The organism is Aestuariibius insulae, from assembly GCF_040783535.2.
Taxonomy (GTDB): domain Bacteria; phylum Pseudomonadota; class Alphaproteobacteria; order Rhodobacterales; family Rhodobacteraceae; genus Aestuariibius; species Aestuariibius insulae.
In genome coordinates, this window is the sequence record NZ_JBFONW020000001.1 from 223441 (window position 1) to 239528 (window position 16088).

Sequence of the window (16088 nt, forward strand, 5' to 3'; positions counted from 1 at the left end):
AGATTGCATACAGATGGATACACTCGGACGCAAGATGGAGAAATCGGTTATTTCGAGCAATGGGTCACCTCACATTCGTCGTCTTGAGACAGTGCTCATCGCATCCGCCGGGGTCGCGATCTTCTGGTGGCTCGGCTTGCCGCTTCCATTTCTCTTCGGCCCGATGGTTGCCTGTCTGATCGCGGCTCTCGCGCAACGCCCTCTGAACGGCCTCGGCCAGCTCAGCATCGCGGCCCGGACAATCCTTGGCGTCGCGATCGGAGCGTCGATCACCCCCGAAGTTGTAGGACAGCTCCCTCAAATGGCGGCATCGGTCGCCTTCATGCCGCTCTATCTCCTCGTGATCGCGCTGATCGGTATTCCATTCTTCGAGCGTATCTGCGGCTTTGACCGAGTGACGGCCTGGTACGCCTCAATGCCCGGCGGGCTTCAGGACATGGTGATCTTCGGTCAGGAGGCGGGCGGAGACGGGCGCGCGCTGTCGCTGATCCACGCGACCCGCGTCCTGATCGTGGTGACCGTGGCGCCCGCCGTCCTCATCTTCGGCTTCGGAGCCACCCTCGACAATCCGCTCGGCGCCCCGGCCCGGGACCTGCCCCTCGCCGAGATTACGATCATGATCGCGGCGGCGCTGATCGGCTGGAAAGCAGGCGAACGGATCGGTCTTTTCGGCGCCTCGATCCTTGGACCGATGATCCTGACGGCGATCCTCTCCCTGTTGGGTCTCATCAACAGCCGCCCCCCGGCCGAGGCGATCCTCGCCGCGCAGTTCCTCATCGGGCTGGGCATCGGCGTCGGCTATGTCGGCGTCACTCTGATCGAGCTGCGCAAGGACGTACTCGCTGGCGTCGCCTTCGTTCTGATCCTCGCCGTTCTGGCCTTCATCTTCACCGAAATCGTCGTTCAGACCGGACTCGCCCCGCCGGTCGAGGGCTTTCTCTCCTTCGCCCCCGGCGGTCAGGCCGAGATGACCATCCTCGCGATCGTCGCCGGCGCCGACCTCGGCGTCGTCATCGTCCACCACCTGACCCGCGTCTTCCTCGTCATCACCGGAGCGCCGCTTGCCGCGCGCCTCTTCATCAAGAAGTAGACCCGCTTCAGATTGCTCCGACCCGCTCGAGCACCGGAAAGTCCAGCGTCACCCGCAACCCCGGCCCTCCGGTATCGAGCGCGAGCGACCCTCCATGCTGGGCAACCACCGCTTCGGCAATCGGCAATCCCAGCCCGCTGCCCCGCCCGGGTTGCGCCTGTCCGAACCGGGCCAATGCCCGGTCGATATCTTTCTCCTCCAGCCCGCGCCCGTCATCTTCAAGCATCAATCGAACGATATCCCCGCTCCGATCCAGTGTGATCGACAGACGCGTCAGATCCGGTCCCCCATGGGCCAGCGCATTGCCGATCAGGTTGACGATCGCCTCACGCAGCATCACGGGATCCCCGTCGATCAGGCAATCCCGCTCCGGCCTGACGATATCGACCGTGACGCCAGCGGCCTCCGCCCGCTCTTCAAAGCCCTGCGCAGCCTGCACCGTGATCACCGCTAGATCGACCGCCTCGAACCCGGCTCCGGCAGACCCGGCCCGCATCCGCTCAAGTGTCAGCAGACGGTTGGCCAGATCGCTCGCCTGACCGGCCGCCTCGATCAAATCGCCTGCCCGCGCCTTGGCTGCCGAAAGAGATCCCGCCGTCATGATGCTGTCGCCCAGCGCCCGGATCCCGGCCAGCGGATTGCGCAACTGATGCGCCGCGTTCGAGATGAAATCGGTCTGTGCCGTCATGGTCGTCCGGATTTGCCCGATCAGCGAATTGAGCTGCGTGACGATCCCGTCCGCTTCGGGCGGCACGCGCCGCCGGATCGGTGTCAGGTCGTCCGGACTGCGCCGCGAAATCGCGTCCTCCAGATCCAGAAGCGGCTTCAGGCCCAGCTTGACCCCGAACCAGACGCACAGTGCCACCGCACCGATCAGGGCCGCCATCACCGCGATGACGTTGATCGCCGTCTCCCTCACGTAATCCTGCCGGATCGCCGCATCCTGCCAGACCGTGATCGTGAATGTTCCGCTCAGACCGCCGATCTGCCCGACATCCCAAAGGCGCAGCACCCGAACGTCGCGACCCTTGTAGATCCCGTCGTAAAGAACGAACGGCGCCTCCGTCTCCGGCACGCCGCTCACCGGGATGGGCGGCACGGCATATCCCGTCACAAACACGCCATCCGGCGCGTAGACGTGATAACGTATCGGTCCGCCTGCCGCATCGCTCAGCAACGCACCGGTCTCCCGCGACACCGCATCCCCGTCGAGCAGCGCAACGTCCCGCGCCACCGCAACAGCGGTAAAGAGAAGATCGCGGTCAAACAGCTCTTCCGCCGTTGCTTCAGCCTGCGCGACCCTCCAGAAGCCTAGGGCCAGCGCAACCAGCAATAGCGGGCAGACAATGATAAGGAAAAGCCTCAGCCGCAGCGACATCAGCTGATCTCTTGCCGGGCCAGACGATAGCCAAGCCCCCGGCTGACCTGAATCTCGAACCCATGCGGCTTCAGCCGCTTGCGAAGCCGGGAGACATGCACCTCGATGGCAGAGGCGTCGATATCGGCACCCGTCCCGTAGATCCGGTCCATCAGCGCCGATTTCGAGACCGTACGCCCCCGTTGTCGGAGCAGAGCTTCGAGCAGCATCAACTCCCGCCGCGGCAGATCAAGATCCGTCCCTCCGATGCGCACGGAGAGGCCGGTCGGATCCAGAACAAGGCCGTCCTGCTCGAGCATTTTCGTCGGCGCCGTGGCTTCACGCCGGGCGAGTGCACGAAGCCGCGCTTCGAGCTCTTCCATGGAAAACGGCTTGACCAGATAGTCGTCCGCACCGGCATCCAGCCCCGCGACCCGGTCGGCCACCTGATCGTTTGCTGTCAGCAGCAGGACGGGCCGCGCATCGCCCCGCGCTCTGAGGTTGCGCAAAACCTGCATACCGCTCAGCGTCGGCAGGTTCACATCCAGAACGATCAGATCATTGCCATCCCCGTTCAGGAAATCATCCGCATCCCCCCCATCATGCAAGACATCAGTGGCATGCCCTCGATCCTGAAGCCGATACGCGATCCCGCGCGCGACCGCTCTGTTGTCCTCGACGATGGCAATACGCAATTTTGATCTCCGAAAGGTTCACGCAAGTTTCACAACGCATCGTTGCGGGATCACGCGGTTGATCACCGCTGACACTAAGACGCGCAAAATCGCGTGTCACCTATGGGAGGAACTGAATGACCATCTCGAAAACGGCTCGGGGCATGGCCCTGGCCGCAGCCACTGGTGTGGCAGCACTCTCGACATCGGCCAATGCCGCAGGCCACGGCATCGACCTGACGGACGAAACCGTCCGCTTCATCATTCCGTTCTCGGAAAGCGGCGGCTCGGCCAAATGGGCCAACTTTTACGCCCCACTTCTCAGCGAGGCGCTTCCCGGCAATCCGACGGTCGTCGTCGAATACATGCCCGGCGCAGGCTCGACCCGAGGCGCCAACTGGTTTCAGGAACAGGATGCCGAGGACCACAACGGCACGCTGATCTTCGGCTCGTCCGGCTCGACGCAATTCCCTTATCTGCTCGACGATCCCCGGGTGCGCTATGAATACAGCGACTGGAACGTCGTCCTCGCCTCCGGCACCGGCGGCGTGGCCTATCTTCCCCCCGATCTTGCGTCCCAGATGGACGGCCTCGACGTGACGGCCCTTCAGGACACCGACTTCATCTACGGCTCGCAGGGCGCAACCCGCCTCGATCTCGTGCCGCTTCTGGCCTGGGAGATGCTGGGCATGTCGGTCGAACCGGTCTTCGGAATCGAAGGACGCGGCGACGGACGCCTGATGTTCGAACGCGGCGAGGCGAATATCGACTACCAGACCTCCTCGGCCTATCTCTCCTCCGTAACCCCTCTGGTCGAGGCCGGTCAGGCCGTTCCGATGATGACCTGGGGCGCACTGGACGAGGACGGCAACATCGTCCGCGACCCGACCTTCCCCGACATCCCGTCCTTCAAGGAAGTCTGCGAAGCGACCCCGGCCTGCGAAACATCCGGCCCCGCATGGGAAGCCTGGAAAGCCTTCATGATCGCGGGTTTTCCCGCGCAAAAGATGGTCTTCCTGCCCAAGGGTGCCTCAAACGACGAGATCGTGACCTACACGCAGGCGTTCAACGACGTCATCGCGCGCGATGATTTCGCCGAACTCTCGGCCGCCCGTCTTGGCGTCTATCCCCAGATGACCGGCGACCGCGCCCAAGCCACGCTTGCGTCGGGCACAAATGTCGATCCCGCGGCGAAAGAGTTCGTCGTCAACTGGCTCGAAGAGTCCTACGGCGTCTCCCTGAACTAGGCGCCATGACCCCCGCCACTTTAGGCGGGGGTCCCCTTTCGAAAGACATCCCATGGACATCCTGACCACGGCGCTCCCGGCCCTGCACGAGGCGTTTTCGCTCATCCTGCAGCCCAGCCAGATCCTCTTTCTGATGACGGGCGTCCTTCTGGGACTGTCGGTCGGGGTCTTTCCCGGCCTCGGCGGGATCGCGGGCCTCAGCCTGGTCTTGCCCTTCATGTTCGGGATGGAGCCTGTCTCAGGCCTCGCCCTCATGGTCGGCCTGATCGCGGTCGTTCCCACCTCCGACACCTTCGCCAGTGTCCTGATGGGCATCCCCGGCTCCTCCTCATCGCAAGCCACCGTCCTCGACGGCTTCCCGCTCGCCCGCAAGGGAGAGGCCGCCCGCGCTCTCTCCGCCGCCTTCGCCTCCTCGCTTTTCGGGGGGCTCCTCGGCGCGACCGTTCTCACCTTCTTCATCCTGATCGCCCGCCCGCTCGTCCTCGCCTTCGGCACGCCCGAGATGCTGGCGATCACGATCCTCGGCCTGTCCATGGTCGCGATCCTCGCAGGTCGCCTGCCGCTCAAGGGTCTGGCCGCCGCCTGCCTTGGCCTGCTCGTCGGCACAATCGGCGAGGCGGGCGCGGGCGGCAGCCTGCGCATGGCGACCTACGACATCCCCTACCTCACCGATGGCATCCGCCTTGTCATCGTCGGTCTCGGCATCTTCGCCATCCCCGAGATCCTCAGCCTTCTGCGGCAAGACCAATCCATCTCGCGAGAGGCCTCTCTCGGCGCGGGCTGGCTCAGAGGTGTGCGCGACTGGTGGGCCAATATCTGGCTCTCCGTCCGCTGTTCGGTCATCGGTGTCATCGTGGGCGTGATCCCCGGCCTTGGCGGCTCTGTCGTCGACTGGATCGCCTATGGCCACGCCGTCCAAAGCTCCAAGGACAAAAGCCAGTTTGGCTCGGGCGAGATCCGCGGCGTCATCGGCCCCGAAAGCTCGAACAACGCCAAGGAAGGTGGCGGCCTCGTCCCGACCCTCATCTTCGGCATCCCCGGCTCCGGCTCGATGGCCGTTTTCATCGGGGGGCTTGGGCTTCTTGGCTTCGACGCTGGCCCGCAGCTCATCCAGAACAACCTCGACATCACCTACACCGTCGTCTGGTCCCTCGCGCTCGCCAACGTCTTTGGCGCTGGCCTCTGCATCGCGCTCTCCGGCGGCATCGCCAAGCTGACGACGATCCGTTTCTCCCTTCTGGCGCCGTTCCTCTTCATGATGATCGCCTTCGCGGCCTTCCAATCCCGTCAAAGCCTCGGGGATCTCGTCGCGCTCTTTTCCATCGGGCTTCTCGGCATCTTCCTGCGCCGCTTCGACTGGTCGCGCCCGGCCTTCCTGATCGGCTTCGTCCTGTCCCACCCGGCCGAGAAATTCGCCAATCAGGCCCACCAGATTGCAAGCTTCCGCTTCCGCGACAGCTTCGAAGCGGGCTTCGCCTACGTCGCCTCGCCCATCGTCATCGTGATCCTTGTCTTCACGCTGATCTCCATCTTCCTCGGCCTCAAACAGGCCAAGCAAATCCGTTCGGAAGGTGAAGTGGAAACTGGCGCCAAGCGTGCTCCGCTGATCTTCCTACTCGTCCTGCTCGCCTACACCGTTACGGCTTGGGTCAACGCCTATATGATCCGTCTGACCTCCGACAAAATCTTCCCGCTCACCATCGCGACCGTCGGAATCATCGCACTCTGCCTTGTTCTGCTCCGCATGATCCGCGCGCCCGAAGGCGATGACGTATTCGCCGACCGTGAGGCGGCAGGAGAGGATGCAAACGCCCCCCATGGCCTTTGGTCCACGCTCGGCTGGTTCGGCGGCCTTCTGCTTCTCTCCTCGCTCCTTGGCTTCATTCTTGCGCTGGGCCTGTTCTTCCTCGCTTTCTTCCGCATCCGTGTGGGGCTTGGTTGGGCCCGCACACTCATCCTCTCGACCCTCGGGATCGCCGCGATCCTCGGCTTCGCCTACGTGCTCAACCGCGACTTCCCGCCGGGACTTCTGCAATCGTTCCTCGATCTTCCATGGCCCTTCACATGACCCAGACCCCGATCCCGTTTCTCCTTATGCGCGGCGGCACCTCCCGCGGCGCGGTCTTCCACCGCTCCGATCTGCCCGAGGATCTCGACCATCTGTCCAAAGTTCTCATCTCGGCTATGGGCGGCGGCCATCCTCGCAATATTGACGGCCTCGGCGGCGGCAACGCGACGACAACCAAGGTTGGAATGCTCAGCGTCTCCGACGATCCCGAGGCGGACGTCGACTACTTCTTCGCGCAGGTCGCCGTCGAAAAGCACGAGGTGGACTACAAACCCACCTGCGGAAACGTCCTCGTCGGCGTCGGACCCGCAGCCATCGAAATGGGCCTCGTTCCCGTTGCAGGTGACGTCACCTCCGTCCGTATCCGCGCCGTCAATACCGGAGCGATCGTCCACGTGGACATCCAGACCCCAAACGGCGCCGTTACCTATGACGGAGACACCGCCATCGACGGTGTTCCCGGCACCGCCGCGCCTGTCGCGATGACCTTTACCAAGATCACCGGCGCGCGCACCGGCAAGATGTTTCCCACCGGCTCTCCTGTCGACGTCATCGACGGGATCGACACCACGCTGATCGACGTCGCCATGCCCATGATGATCGCCCGCGCCTCCGATCTCGGGATCACCGGCTACGAAAGCCAGGCCGATCTCGATGCCAGCGCAGATCTCTTCACTCGCCTCGAAGCGCTCCGCCTTAAGGCCGGAGAGCGGATGGGCCTTGGCGATGTCAGCGCCTCCGTCATCCCCAAGATCGGCCTTGTCACGCCCGCCAAAGCCGGTGGCGATTTCGCCGCTCGCTACTTCATGCCATGGACGACCCACCCGACGCTCGCCATCACCGGCGGTCAATGCCTCGCCGCCTGCGCGCTGGCCCCCGGCACCGTGGCCGAGGGTCTGATGACGCCGCGCCCCTCCCCCCTCACCGTGCAAATCGAGCATCCCTCCGGTCTCATGGAGGTCCACGTCCACTACGACGCCACCGATGGCTTCGACTTCATCTCCGCCGGCGTGACCCGTACCGCCCGCCTCATCGCGCGTGGAGAGGTCATGATCCCAAAGGACATCCTGTCGTGAGACACAATTTTGATCTGCTCGCCGACGTTGTCGCCCAGGAAAAGATCGGCACCTGTTTCAGCCTTCTCGGCGACGCGAACATGAACTTCGCCACCCGCCTGTCCGAGGCGGGCTGCACCATGATCTACGTTCGGCACGAACATTGCGCCGTCGCTGCCGCCATGGCCTATGCGCGCAAGACCCGCGATATGGGCCTCGCAACCGTCACTTGCGGCCCGGGCCTGACCCAGCTGATGACCGCCCTTCCCGCCGCCGTCCGCGCGCGCCTGCCGCTGGTCGTCATCGCCGGAGAACCACCGCTTAAGGCCGCCTGGTACAACCAGCAGATCGACCAGGCTCCCCTCGTCATTGCCACCGGCGCGGCTTATCACTCCATCCACTGGCCCGGACGGATCGCCACCGCGACCCGCGACGCCTTCCTTCAGGCCCGCCGCGAACGGCGTCCCGTCGTCCTCGGCATTCCCTTCGACCTTCAGGATCTCGAAGCCCGGGACGCAGCCCTGCCGATCCCATCCCACCAGCTCTTGCCGAAACCCTCCCCGATGCCGCCCCATCCGGACGATGTCGTAGAGGCCGCCAAGACGATCGCCGCGGCGAAGAAGATCGTCGTCATGGCAGGCCTCGGCGCCACCCACGCCGCCGAGGCTTGCCGCGCGCTCGCCGAACGCTGCGACGCGCCGCTCGGCACGACCCTTCCGGCGCGCGGTCTTTTCCATGACGAGCCGTTCAGCCTTGGCATCCTCGGCGGTTTCGCCACCGACCTCGCCTGGGAGGTCTGCGCCGAGGCCGACCTCATCATCGCCGTCGGCGGCTCGCTCTCCAAACACAATTCCGATGGCGGCAAGCTCTGGCCCAAAGCCGATGTGCTCCAGATCGACACAGATCCGGTCGCGGTCAGCCAAGGCCGCATCGCCGCCCAATCCCATCTGCGCGCCGATGCCCGCCTCGGCGTCGAAGCGCTCCTCGATGTCCTGCCGCCGCGCCAGATCCAACGCCGCAACCCCGATCTTGCCAACGCCATCGCAACGCGCGTCTCGGACAGCGCCCCTGCCGATTCCCGCCCCGGCACCCACGATCCACGGGATGCAATCGCGGCTCTCGATGCCGCATTGCCGGACGGCTGGCAGCTCGTCAACTCATCAGGCCATTGCTCTTACTACGCCGCCCATATGCCGCGCCGCCCCTACGAAGAGTTCCTCACGATCCGCGAATTCGGCGCTATCGGCAACGGCATCTCCTTTGCCATGGGCGTCGCCCTTGCCCGCCCCGACGTGCCGGTCGTCATGTTCGACGGAGACGGCAGCCTCCTGATGCACATCCAGGAGCTCGAGACGATCCAGCGCCACAACCTGAACATCCTGATCGTCGCCCTGAACGACGGGGCTTACGGATCCGAGATCCACAAGCTTCGCGCCGAGGGTCTGTCCGACGAGGGCGCCGTCTTTGGCCGTACCGATCTTGCCGCCATCGCGCGCGGCTTCGGCCTCGGCGGAGAGACCGTCGCCGACCTCTCGACCCTCCCCGACCTGGTAAAGGTGTTCACCGCCTCCGGAACCGCCGCCGTTTGGGACATCCCTATTAACGACCGCATCGCGAGCCCCGTTATCCGGCGCGCCCATCCGCCGAAATAGCCTGAGGCCTCCCTAGCGGCGCGCATCCCAGGACAGGGACGCGGTCTTGCGGGTATAGAATTCCGCCATCAGCCCGATCATAATCAGCGCGATCCCGACCTGAAGCGGATAGCTCACCGATGTATAATGCGGGTTATAGTTGAGAAACGTATAGCCCCGCGCCTGATCGATAATGTGGAAAAGGGGGTTCCAGTCGAACAGCTGCAACTGCGCGCTCGGAAGCGAATTGGCCAGAAACATCTTGCCCGACGCGATCATGTTGACCCGGTTATAAACCGCCGACGCCACGGTCACGAACTGGGGCGCCCAGGGTTTGATCGCGATAAAGACCACCCCGACCGCAACGCCCGTGAACCAGGCCAGAAACAGCATTCCCGCCGCCCCGGCGAAATTGTGGATCGTGATCGGCGTGAAAGCGATGTGGTAGATATAAAGAACGGCGAGCACCGACAGGATCTGGATATAAAGCTGACCGAACGCCGCCGCCAGAATAGCGACGATGGTGTTCATCGGCGCATGTTTCATCATCTGCGACGATGGCCCCTCCGCCGTGATCAGCGACGAAACCGTCTTCACATGCACGATGAAGATGAAGATCCCCGACATGATATAAAGCAAGAAGTCGCCGCGAACCGGCGATCCCCTGATCCCGATCACGACAAATAGCAGGAAGAACGCGAAGACCAGCGTCACCGTCTGCACCATATTCAGGATCAACCCGATCAGCGCGTTGCTGTAATCCTTCCGGATCTCGCGCACCGTCGCGTGATAGATCAGCTCCAGCAACGCCCATGCGGAACGTGTCTTCGAAGTTGGCCTGGTCTGTTCGAACACGGCGGCTGGTTATCCTGCAATCGGCGGCTGTTGGACCATGGTCGCATCGAGATCTTGCTGAACCATTGACGCCCAACCATAAGGACTTGGTTCGGATCTGACAATTACACGTTGACGAGAGGCCGCTCCGCATGGATTTCGAGAAACTGATGACCGTCTGCCGCCGCCTGTCGATCGAGGCGGGCGAGAAAATCATGGAAATCTACGGGAAAGACGATTTCGGCGTCGATCTCAAGGACGACGAAAGCCCCGTTACCGAAGCTGACAAAGCCGCCGACCGGATCATCTCGGCGGGTTTGCGCGCAGCCTTTCCGGATGTGGACCTCGTCACCGAAGAACAATCCAAGACCCACGCGCTCGACACCGCGACCTTCCTGATCGTCGATCCTCTCGACGGCACGAAAGAGTTCATTAAGCGGCGCGGCGATTTTACCGTGAACATCGCCTATGTCGCGGACGGCGCTCCTGTTCGCGGCGTCGTTTATGCGCCCGCCAAGGATCGCCTCTTTTATACCGATGCGAATGGCACCTCGGTCGAGGAAGAGGGCCCATTTGACGCCGCGAAGCCCGGCACCACGCACTCGATCAAGGTTTCGGCCCCTGACAATGATGCGCTTCGGATCGTTGCCTCCAAATCGCACCGCGATCAGGCAACTGACGATTACCTCTCGCACTACAAAAGCGACGAAACCAAAAGCGCCGGATCCTCGCTCAAATTCTGCCTCGTCGCGACAGGAGAGGCCGACCTCTATCCCCGCCTCGGCCGCACGATGGAATGGGACACCGCAGCGGGCCACGCCGTCCTTGCCGGGGCAGGCGGCGACGTGATCCGTTTCGACGACCATACCCCGCTGCGTTACGGAAAATCCGACTTCGCGAATCCCTTCTTTATCGCTCATGCGCCCGGGGTCGATCTCAAGAGACCTGAATGATGTCGGTCCTCATCGTCATCCCGGCCCGGTACGCCTCGTCCCGCTACCCCGGAAAACCGCTCGCGGCTCTGCGCGGCGCGGGTGGCGGGTCGCGTAGCCTCATCGAACGCTCCTGGCGCGCCGCGCGCGAGGTGCAGGGCATCGACCGCATCGTCGTGGCCACCGATGACGACCGGATCCGCAAGGCGGCAGAAGGCTTCGGCGCGGATGTCGTCATGACGTCAGAGCATTGCCGCAACGGAACCGAACGCTGCGCCGAAGCGCATCAGGTCCTCGGCGCCAGCCACGAGATTGTCGTCAATCTGCAAGGCGACGCGCCGCTCACGCCCAGTTGGTTCATCGAAGATCTGGTCGCCGCCCTCAAAGCCGATCCCGAGGCGCAACTCGCCACCCCGGTTCTGCGCTGCGACGGCAAGACGCTTTCGGATCTGCTGGCCGATCGCAGGGCAGGGCGCGTCGGCGGAACGACCGCTGTCTTCGGCGCGCAAGGCAACGCGCTCTACTTCTCTAAGGAAGTCATCCCCTTCCTGCCGGACAGCTACGGCCCCGCCGATCCCACTCCCGTCTTTCATCACGTGGGCGTCTACGCCTACCGCGCCGATGTGCTGGCCTCCTACCCCCAATGGCAGACCGGTCCGCTCGAACGGCTCGAAGGGCTCGAACAGCTGCGCTTTCTTGAAAACGGCCGCCGCATCGCCTGCGTCGAGGTCGAGGCGCGGGACCGTCTCTTTTGGGAGCTGAACAACCCCGAGGATATCCCGAAGATCGAGGCCATGATGGCCGAGATGGGGATGGAATGACGGCAAAGACGGTCAGCGTCATCGTCGTCTCCCGCGAGCGACCGGACGCCCTGCGTCTGTGTCTGACCGGTCTCGAGCAACTGATCTATCCCGCATTCGAGGTTGTCGTCGTCACCGATCAGGCAGGGGTCGAGGCCATCGAATCGATGGGCTGGACCGATCGCATCAAGGTCATCCCCTTCGACGAGGCCAATATCGCCGCCGCCCGCAATCGCGGCATCGCTGCCTCCGCCGGAGAGATCGTCGCCTTCATCGACGACGACGCCGTTCCCGAACCCTATTGGCTCGCCCATCTAACGGACCCGTTCGACAGCCCCACTATCTCGGCGGCGGGCGGCTTCGTCCGAGGGCGCAACGGGATCAGCTACCAATGGCAAGCGCGCGATATTGGCCCCGATGGCGTGTCCGCTCCGATCATCCTCGCCGGATCGGATCCCGTCATTCTCGAGCCGACGCCGGGCCATGGCATCAAGACCGAAGGCTGCAACATGGCCTATCGCCGAGTGATGATCTCGGATCTGGGCGGCTTCGATCCGGCCTATCACTTCTTTCTCGACGAAAGCGATCTCAATCTCCGGCTCGGCGCCCTCAACGCGCTGACCGCCATCGTCCCTCTGGCCGAGGTCCATCACGGCTACCGGCAAAGCGCCCGCCGCCGCAGCGACCGCACTCCGCTCGATCTCTTCGAGATCGCGGCGAGCCAGGCCGTCTTTCTCAACCGCCATCAACCCGGCCTCGATCCTGCCCCGCGCCGCGCCCAGTTCAGGGCCGAGCAAAAAGCCCGCATTGACCGCGCACTTGTCAGCGGCGCGCTCGAGCCGCGCGATGTCAGACGGCTGATGCGCTCTTTTGATGCGGGTTGGCAGGCCGGTCTGGAGCGCCCGCTCTTGCCGCTCTCCCCGATCCTGCAGGACGCCACCTCCTTCCGCCCCCTGAAACGTAAGGCCAGCACCGGCACCTCCATTGCGTTCGCGGGACGGCGTCATGGCAAGCTGAGCCCCAAGGCCAAAACGGCGGTCGAAGAGGGCCATATCGTCACCGTCTACGTAATGAAACCAACCATGAGACCGCATAAACTTCGTTTCACGTCAGAGGGATACTGGCTCCAGACCGGCGGCCTCTTTGGCCGGGTCAAACGCAGCGGCCCCCGGCTTATCCTGAAATCGCGCAAGAAACGGGCAAAACAGGAAGTCGACCGCGTGGCGGAAGTCAGGGGTGCGGCAGAGCTCCGCTTGGTCTAGGCTGAAATCTGTTCCCGCCGGTCGTGGCACCTTTTCGCATGTGCAGAAACTGAGTATGACATGCCGCGACGACCGGCACATTTTGAGAAAGGTTTTGTTATGACGCGTAAGGTAACCAAGGCGATATTTCCGGTCGCCGGCCTCGGAACCCGATTCCTGCCGGCGACCAAATCGATCCCCAAGGAAATCATGACGCTCGTGGACAGACCGCTGATCCAGTATGCGATCGACGAGGCGCGCGCCGCTGGCATCGAAGAGTTCATCTTCGTGACATCCCGCGGCAAGGGCGCGCTCGAGGATTATTTCGACCACGCCCCACAGCTTCAGACAGCGCTCGCCAATGCGAACAAGACCAAGCTGCTCGAGACGCTCAAGGCCACGAATATGGAAGACGGCGCCATCGCCTATATTCGCCAGCACAAGGCGCTGGGCCTTGGTCATGCCGTTTGGTGCGCCCGTCGGCTCGTGGGCGACGAACCTTTCGCCGTCATCCTGACCGATGACGTGATCGCCGCCGAAAAGCCCTGTCTCCAGCAAATGGTCGAGGCGCATGCCGAAACCGGCGGCAGCGTGGTCGCCGCCATGGAAGTCGCCCCCGAACGGACTTCGTCCTACGGCGTACTCGGCATCAAGCAGGAGAACGGCCAGATCTTCGAAGTCAGCGAAATGGTCGAAAAACCCCCCGCGGGCGAAGCTCCGTCGAACCTCGCCGTGATCGGCCGCTACATCTTGACCCCGGCCATCATGCGCAATCTCGGCACGCTCAAACCCGGCGCGGGCGGAGAGATCCAGCTCACTGATGCGATCGCCGCTGAAATCGGGGGCGATGAAGGCGTGCACGGCTTCCGCTTCCAGGGACAGCGCTTCGATTGCGGCAACAAGGCCGGATATCTGCAAGCCACAGTCGCCTTCGGCCTCGCCCGGGACGAGTTGCGCGACGAGCTGATGCAGTATCTCGAAGGCACGGTCGGCTCGCGCCAGGCCGCCGAGTAACGCCCATGACGCCGGTTCTCGTCACAGGAGGAGCCGGCTATATCGGCTCGCATGCCTGCAAGGCTCTGGCCCGCGCGGGCTATCAGCCGATCACCTTCGACAACTTGCTCACGGGCTGGCGCGACGCGGTCAAGTTCGGCCCGTTCGAAGAGGGTGATCTGGCTGATCGCGCCCGCCTGGACGAGGTCTTCGCCAAGCATAAACCCGTCGCCGTCCTCCATTTCGCCGCCCTCAGCCAGGTCGGCGAAAGCATGTCCGATCCCGGCCTATACTGGCGCCACAACGTCCTTGGCAGCCTCAACCTGATTGAAGCGGCCGTCGCTGCGGGCTGCAAGAACTTCGTTTTCTCCTCGACCTGCGCGACCTATGGCGATCAGGACGGCGTCGTCCTCGACGAAGACAGCGCGCAACGCCCGATCAACGCCTATGGCGGCTCCAAACGCGCGATCGAGGACATGCTGACCGATTTCGGCACGGCCTACGGGCTCAAATCGGTGATCTTCCGCTATTTCAACGTCGCTGGCGCCGATCCGGACGGCGAGGTGGGCGAATTCCACCAGCCCGAAACCCATCTCATCCCGCTAATGCTCGATGCAATCGACGGCAAGCGCGACGCGCTCACGGTCTACGGCACCGATTACGATACGCCCGATGGCACCTGCATCCGCGATTACGTCCACGTCATGGACCTGGTCGAGGCGCATGTCCTCGGCCTCAAATGGCTTCAGGACGGCAAGGACAGCGAGGTCTTCAACCTTGGCACGGGCACGGGATTCTCGGTCCGCGAGGTCATCGACCGCTCCGCCGAAGTCACCAACCGCGCCGTCCCCGTAACCGAAGGTGACCGCAGGCCGGGTGACTGCGTCAAACTGGTCTCGGGCAGCGAAAAGGCCAAATCCCTCCTCGGTTGGGAGCCGGACCGCTCGGTGATGTCCCAGATGATCAAAGACGCATGGCGCTGGCACCAGAACGGAGGATACGATCGCTGATCCGGCTCTGTGCCTCGACCTGACGCGGCTTGTCTCGCGGTCGGGCAAGGTACTGACCGGGATCGACCGGGTCGAACGCGCCTACCTGCGCGCCTTTTGCGATCGCCCCGAAAGCGTCTTTGGTCTGGTCCGGACGCGGCTGGGATATCTCCTGCTGGACCGCGCCGGGATGCGCCATGTCCTTCAGGCCTTCACCGACCCCGTTGCACCTCTCGACACCAGCGCCCTACGCCGTCTCGCCAAGGCGCGAGCTCCGCGCTTTGCCCTTGCCTGGACGATCCGGCGCGCAATGCCGCAAGGCTGCCGCTACTTCAATGTAGGTCACACCAATCTGACCGACCGGCACCTCACGGCCCTCAAGGACTGCACGATCACGATCCTGCTCCACGACACGATCCCCCTCGATCTGCCTGATCTGCAAAAAGAGGGCACGCCCGAGATCTTCGAGGCCAAACTCAGCGCTGCCGTAAAACACGCAGACCGTCTGATCTACATCTCCGACCAGACCCGCACCGACGTCGCCCGCCATGCCACGGGACCTATCCCGCCCGGCCTTGTCGCCCCCATTGGCGTCGACCTTCCCGATCCGGCCCCGAACGACATCCCCGCCAATCTTCCCATGGACGGTCCGGTCTTCGTCACACTCGGAACCATCGAACCCCGCAAGAACCATGCTTTCCTCCTCGATCTGTGGGAGCAGCTCGGCGAAGACGCCCCGACGCTCCTCATCTGCGGCCATCGCGGCTGGCGGAACGAGGATGTCTTCGTTCGCCTGGACACCTCCCCGATGATGAACCGCACTGTCTTCGAATGCCCCGATCTGTCTGACGGCGCCGTCGCCGCGATCCTCGAACGGGCCACCGCGTTCCTCTGGCCCAGCCTCGCCGAAGGCTACGGTCTCCCCCCGCTTGAAGCGGCTGCGCGCGGCACGCCGGTTCTCTGCGCACCGCTTCCCGTCACGCAAGAGCTGCTCGGGGACGTCGCGATCTACGCGGACCTCTCGGACTTCGATACGTGGCGGGCCGAAATCCGCCGCCTTGCGCAGATGAAAAGGGCAGATCGCCCCGATCCGGTCACCCCGCCAGACTGGGACAGCCATTTCGCGCTTGTCTTGGACGCAGCAGGCGGCTCACAAACAAGCGGTCAGGTGTAGGGC

General features: G+C 63.8%; 14 protein-coding genes. 11 read left to right on the forward strand and 3 right to left on the reverse strand.

Annotated features, from left to right (window positions below):
- Positions 1–34: 34 nt before the first annotated feature.
- On the forward strand, positions 35–1090 hold the full coding sequence (locus AAD018_RS01115) for an AbrB family transcriptional regulator (RefSeq protein WP_367314226.1): 1056 nt from the start codon (positions 35–37) through the stop codon (positions 1088–1090).
- Positions 1091–1097: 7 nt separating this feature from the next.
- Here AAD018_RS01115 and AAD018_RS01120 read toward each other — a convergent pair whose 3' ends face one another.
- Positions 1098–2468, reverse strand: coding sequence for an ATP-binding protein (locus AAD018_RS01120; RefSeq protein WP_367313978.1), 1371 nt, complete (start codon positions 2466–2468; stop codon positions 1098–1100).
- On the reverse strand, positions 2468–3142 hold the full coding sequence (locus AAD018_RS01125) for a response regulator transcription factor (protein ID WP_367313977.1): 675 nt from the start codon (positions 3140–3142) through the stop codon (positions 2468–2470). The genes AAD018_RS01120 and AAD018_RS01125 overlap by 1 nt, the downstream gene beginning before the upstream one ends.
- 116 nt (positions 3143–3258) lie before the next feature.
- Here AAD018_RS01125 and AAD018_RS01130 point away from each other — a divergent pair, with 116 nt between their 5' ends.
- The 4 genes from AAD018_RS01130 to AAD018_RS01145 are packed head-to-tail and all read left to right on the forward strand — an operon-like array spanning position 3259 to position 9143.
- The gene (locus AAD018_RS01130; RefSeq protein ID WP_367313976.1) at positions 3259–4368 is read left to right on the forward strand and encodes a tricarboxylate transporter; all 1110 of its coding nucleotides are present in this window, start codon (positions 3259–3261) and stop codon (positions 4366–4368) included.
- Positions 4369–4420: 52 nt separating this feature from the next.
- Complete coding sequence (locus AAD018_RS01135) at positions 4421–6436, forward strand: tripartite tricarboxylate transporter permease (protein WP_367313975.1); 2016 nt, start codon at positions 4421–4423, stop codon at positions 6434–6436.
- On the forward strand, positions 6433–7512 hold the full coding sequence (locus AAD018_RS01140; RefSeq protein ID WP_367313974.1) for a 4-oxalomesaconate tautomerase: 1080 nt from the start codon (positions 6433–6435) through the stop codon (positions 7510–7512). Before AAD018_RS01135 ends, AAD018_RS01140 begins: the two co-directional genes overlap by 4 nt.
- Positions 7509–9143, forward strand: a complete 1635-nt coding sequence (locus AAD018_RS01145; protein ID WP_367313973.1) for a thiamine pyrophosphate-binding protein — start codon at positions 7509–7511, stop codon at positions 9141–9143. The genes AAD018_RS01140 and AAD018_RS01145 overlap by 4 nt, the downstream gene beginning before the upstream one ends.
- 12 nt (positions 9144–9155) lie before the next feature.
- Here the strand turns inward: AAD018_RS01145 and AAD018_RS01150 are convergent, their stop codons facing one another.
- Positions 9156–9977 carry an ABC transporter permease gene (locus AAD018_RS01150; protein ID WP_367313972.1) on the reverse strand — a complete coding sequence of 274 codons (822 nt, stop codon included), beginning with the start codon at positions 9975–9977 and terminating at the stop codon, positions 9156–9158.
- A gap of 131 nt (positions 9978–10108) precedes the next feature.
- On the opposite strand from AAD018_RS01150, the gene cysQ reads away from it, so the two are divergent.
- The 6 genes from cysQ to AAD018_RS01180 all read left to right on the forward strand — a co-directional run bounded on the left by cysQ (position 10109) and on the right by AAD018_RS01180 (position 16085).
- Positions 10109–10909, forward strand: a complete 801-nt coding sequence (gene cysQ, locus AAD018_RS01155; RefSeq protein WP_367313971.1) for a 3'(2'),5'-bisphosphate nucleotidase CysQ — start codon at positions 10109–10111, stop codon at positions 10907–10909.
- Positions 10909–11709 carry a 3-deoxy-manno-octulosonate cytidylyltransferase gene (gene kdsB, locus AAD018_RS01160; RefSeq protein ID WP_367314225.1) on the forward strand — a complete coding sequence of 267 codons (801 nt, stop codon included), beginning with the start codon at positions 10909–10911 and terminating at the stop codon, positions 11707–11709. The genes cysQ and kdsB overlap by 1 nt, the downstream gene beginning before the upstream one ends.
- Entirely contained in the window at positions 11706–12950 is a 1245-nt protein-coding gene (locus AAD018_RS01165) for a glycosyltransferase family 2 protein (RefSeq protein WP_367313970.1), read from the forward strand. The genes kdsB and AAD018_RS01165 overlap by 4 nt, the downstream gene beginning before the upstream one ends.
- A 99-nt stretch (positions 12951–13049) precedes the next feature.
- A complete protein-coding gene (gene galU / locus AAD018_RS01170; RefSeq protein ID WP_367313969.1) occupies positions 13050–13943 on the forward strand; it encodes a UTP--glucose-1-phosphate uridylyltransferase GalU in 894 nt (297 codons plus the stop codon).
- A gap of 5 nt (positions 13944–13948) precedes the next feature.
- On the forward strand, positions 13949–14932 hold the full coding sequence (galE, locus tag AAD018_RS01175) for a UDP-glucose 4-epimerase GalE (RefSeq protein ID WP_367313968.1): 984 nt from the start codon (positions 13949–13951) through the stop codon (positions 14930–14932).
- Between the two features lie 169 nt (positions 14933–15101).
- Positions 15102–16085 (forward strand): glycosyltransferase, encoded by a 984-nt coding sequence (locus AAD018_RS01180; RefSeq protein ID WP_367313967.1) that lies wholly within the window; start codon positions 15102–15104, stop codon positions 16083–16085.
- Positions 16086–16088: the final 3 nt, after the last annotated feature.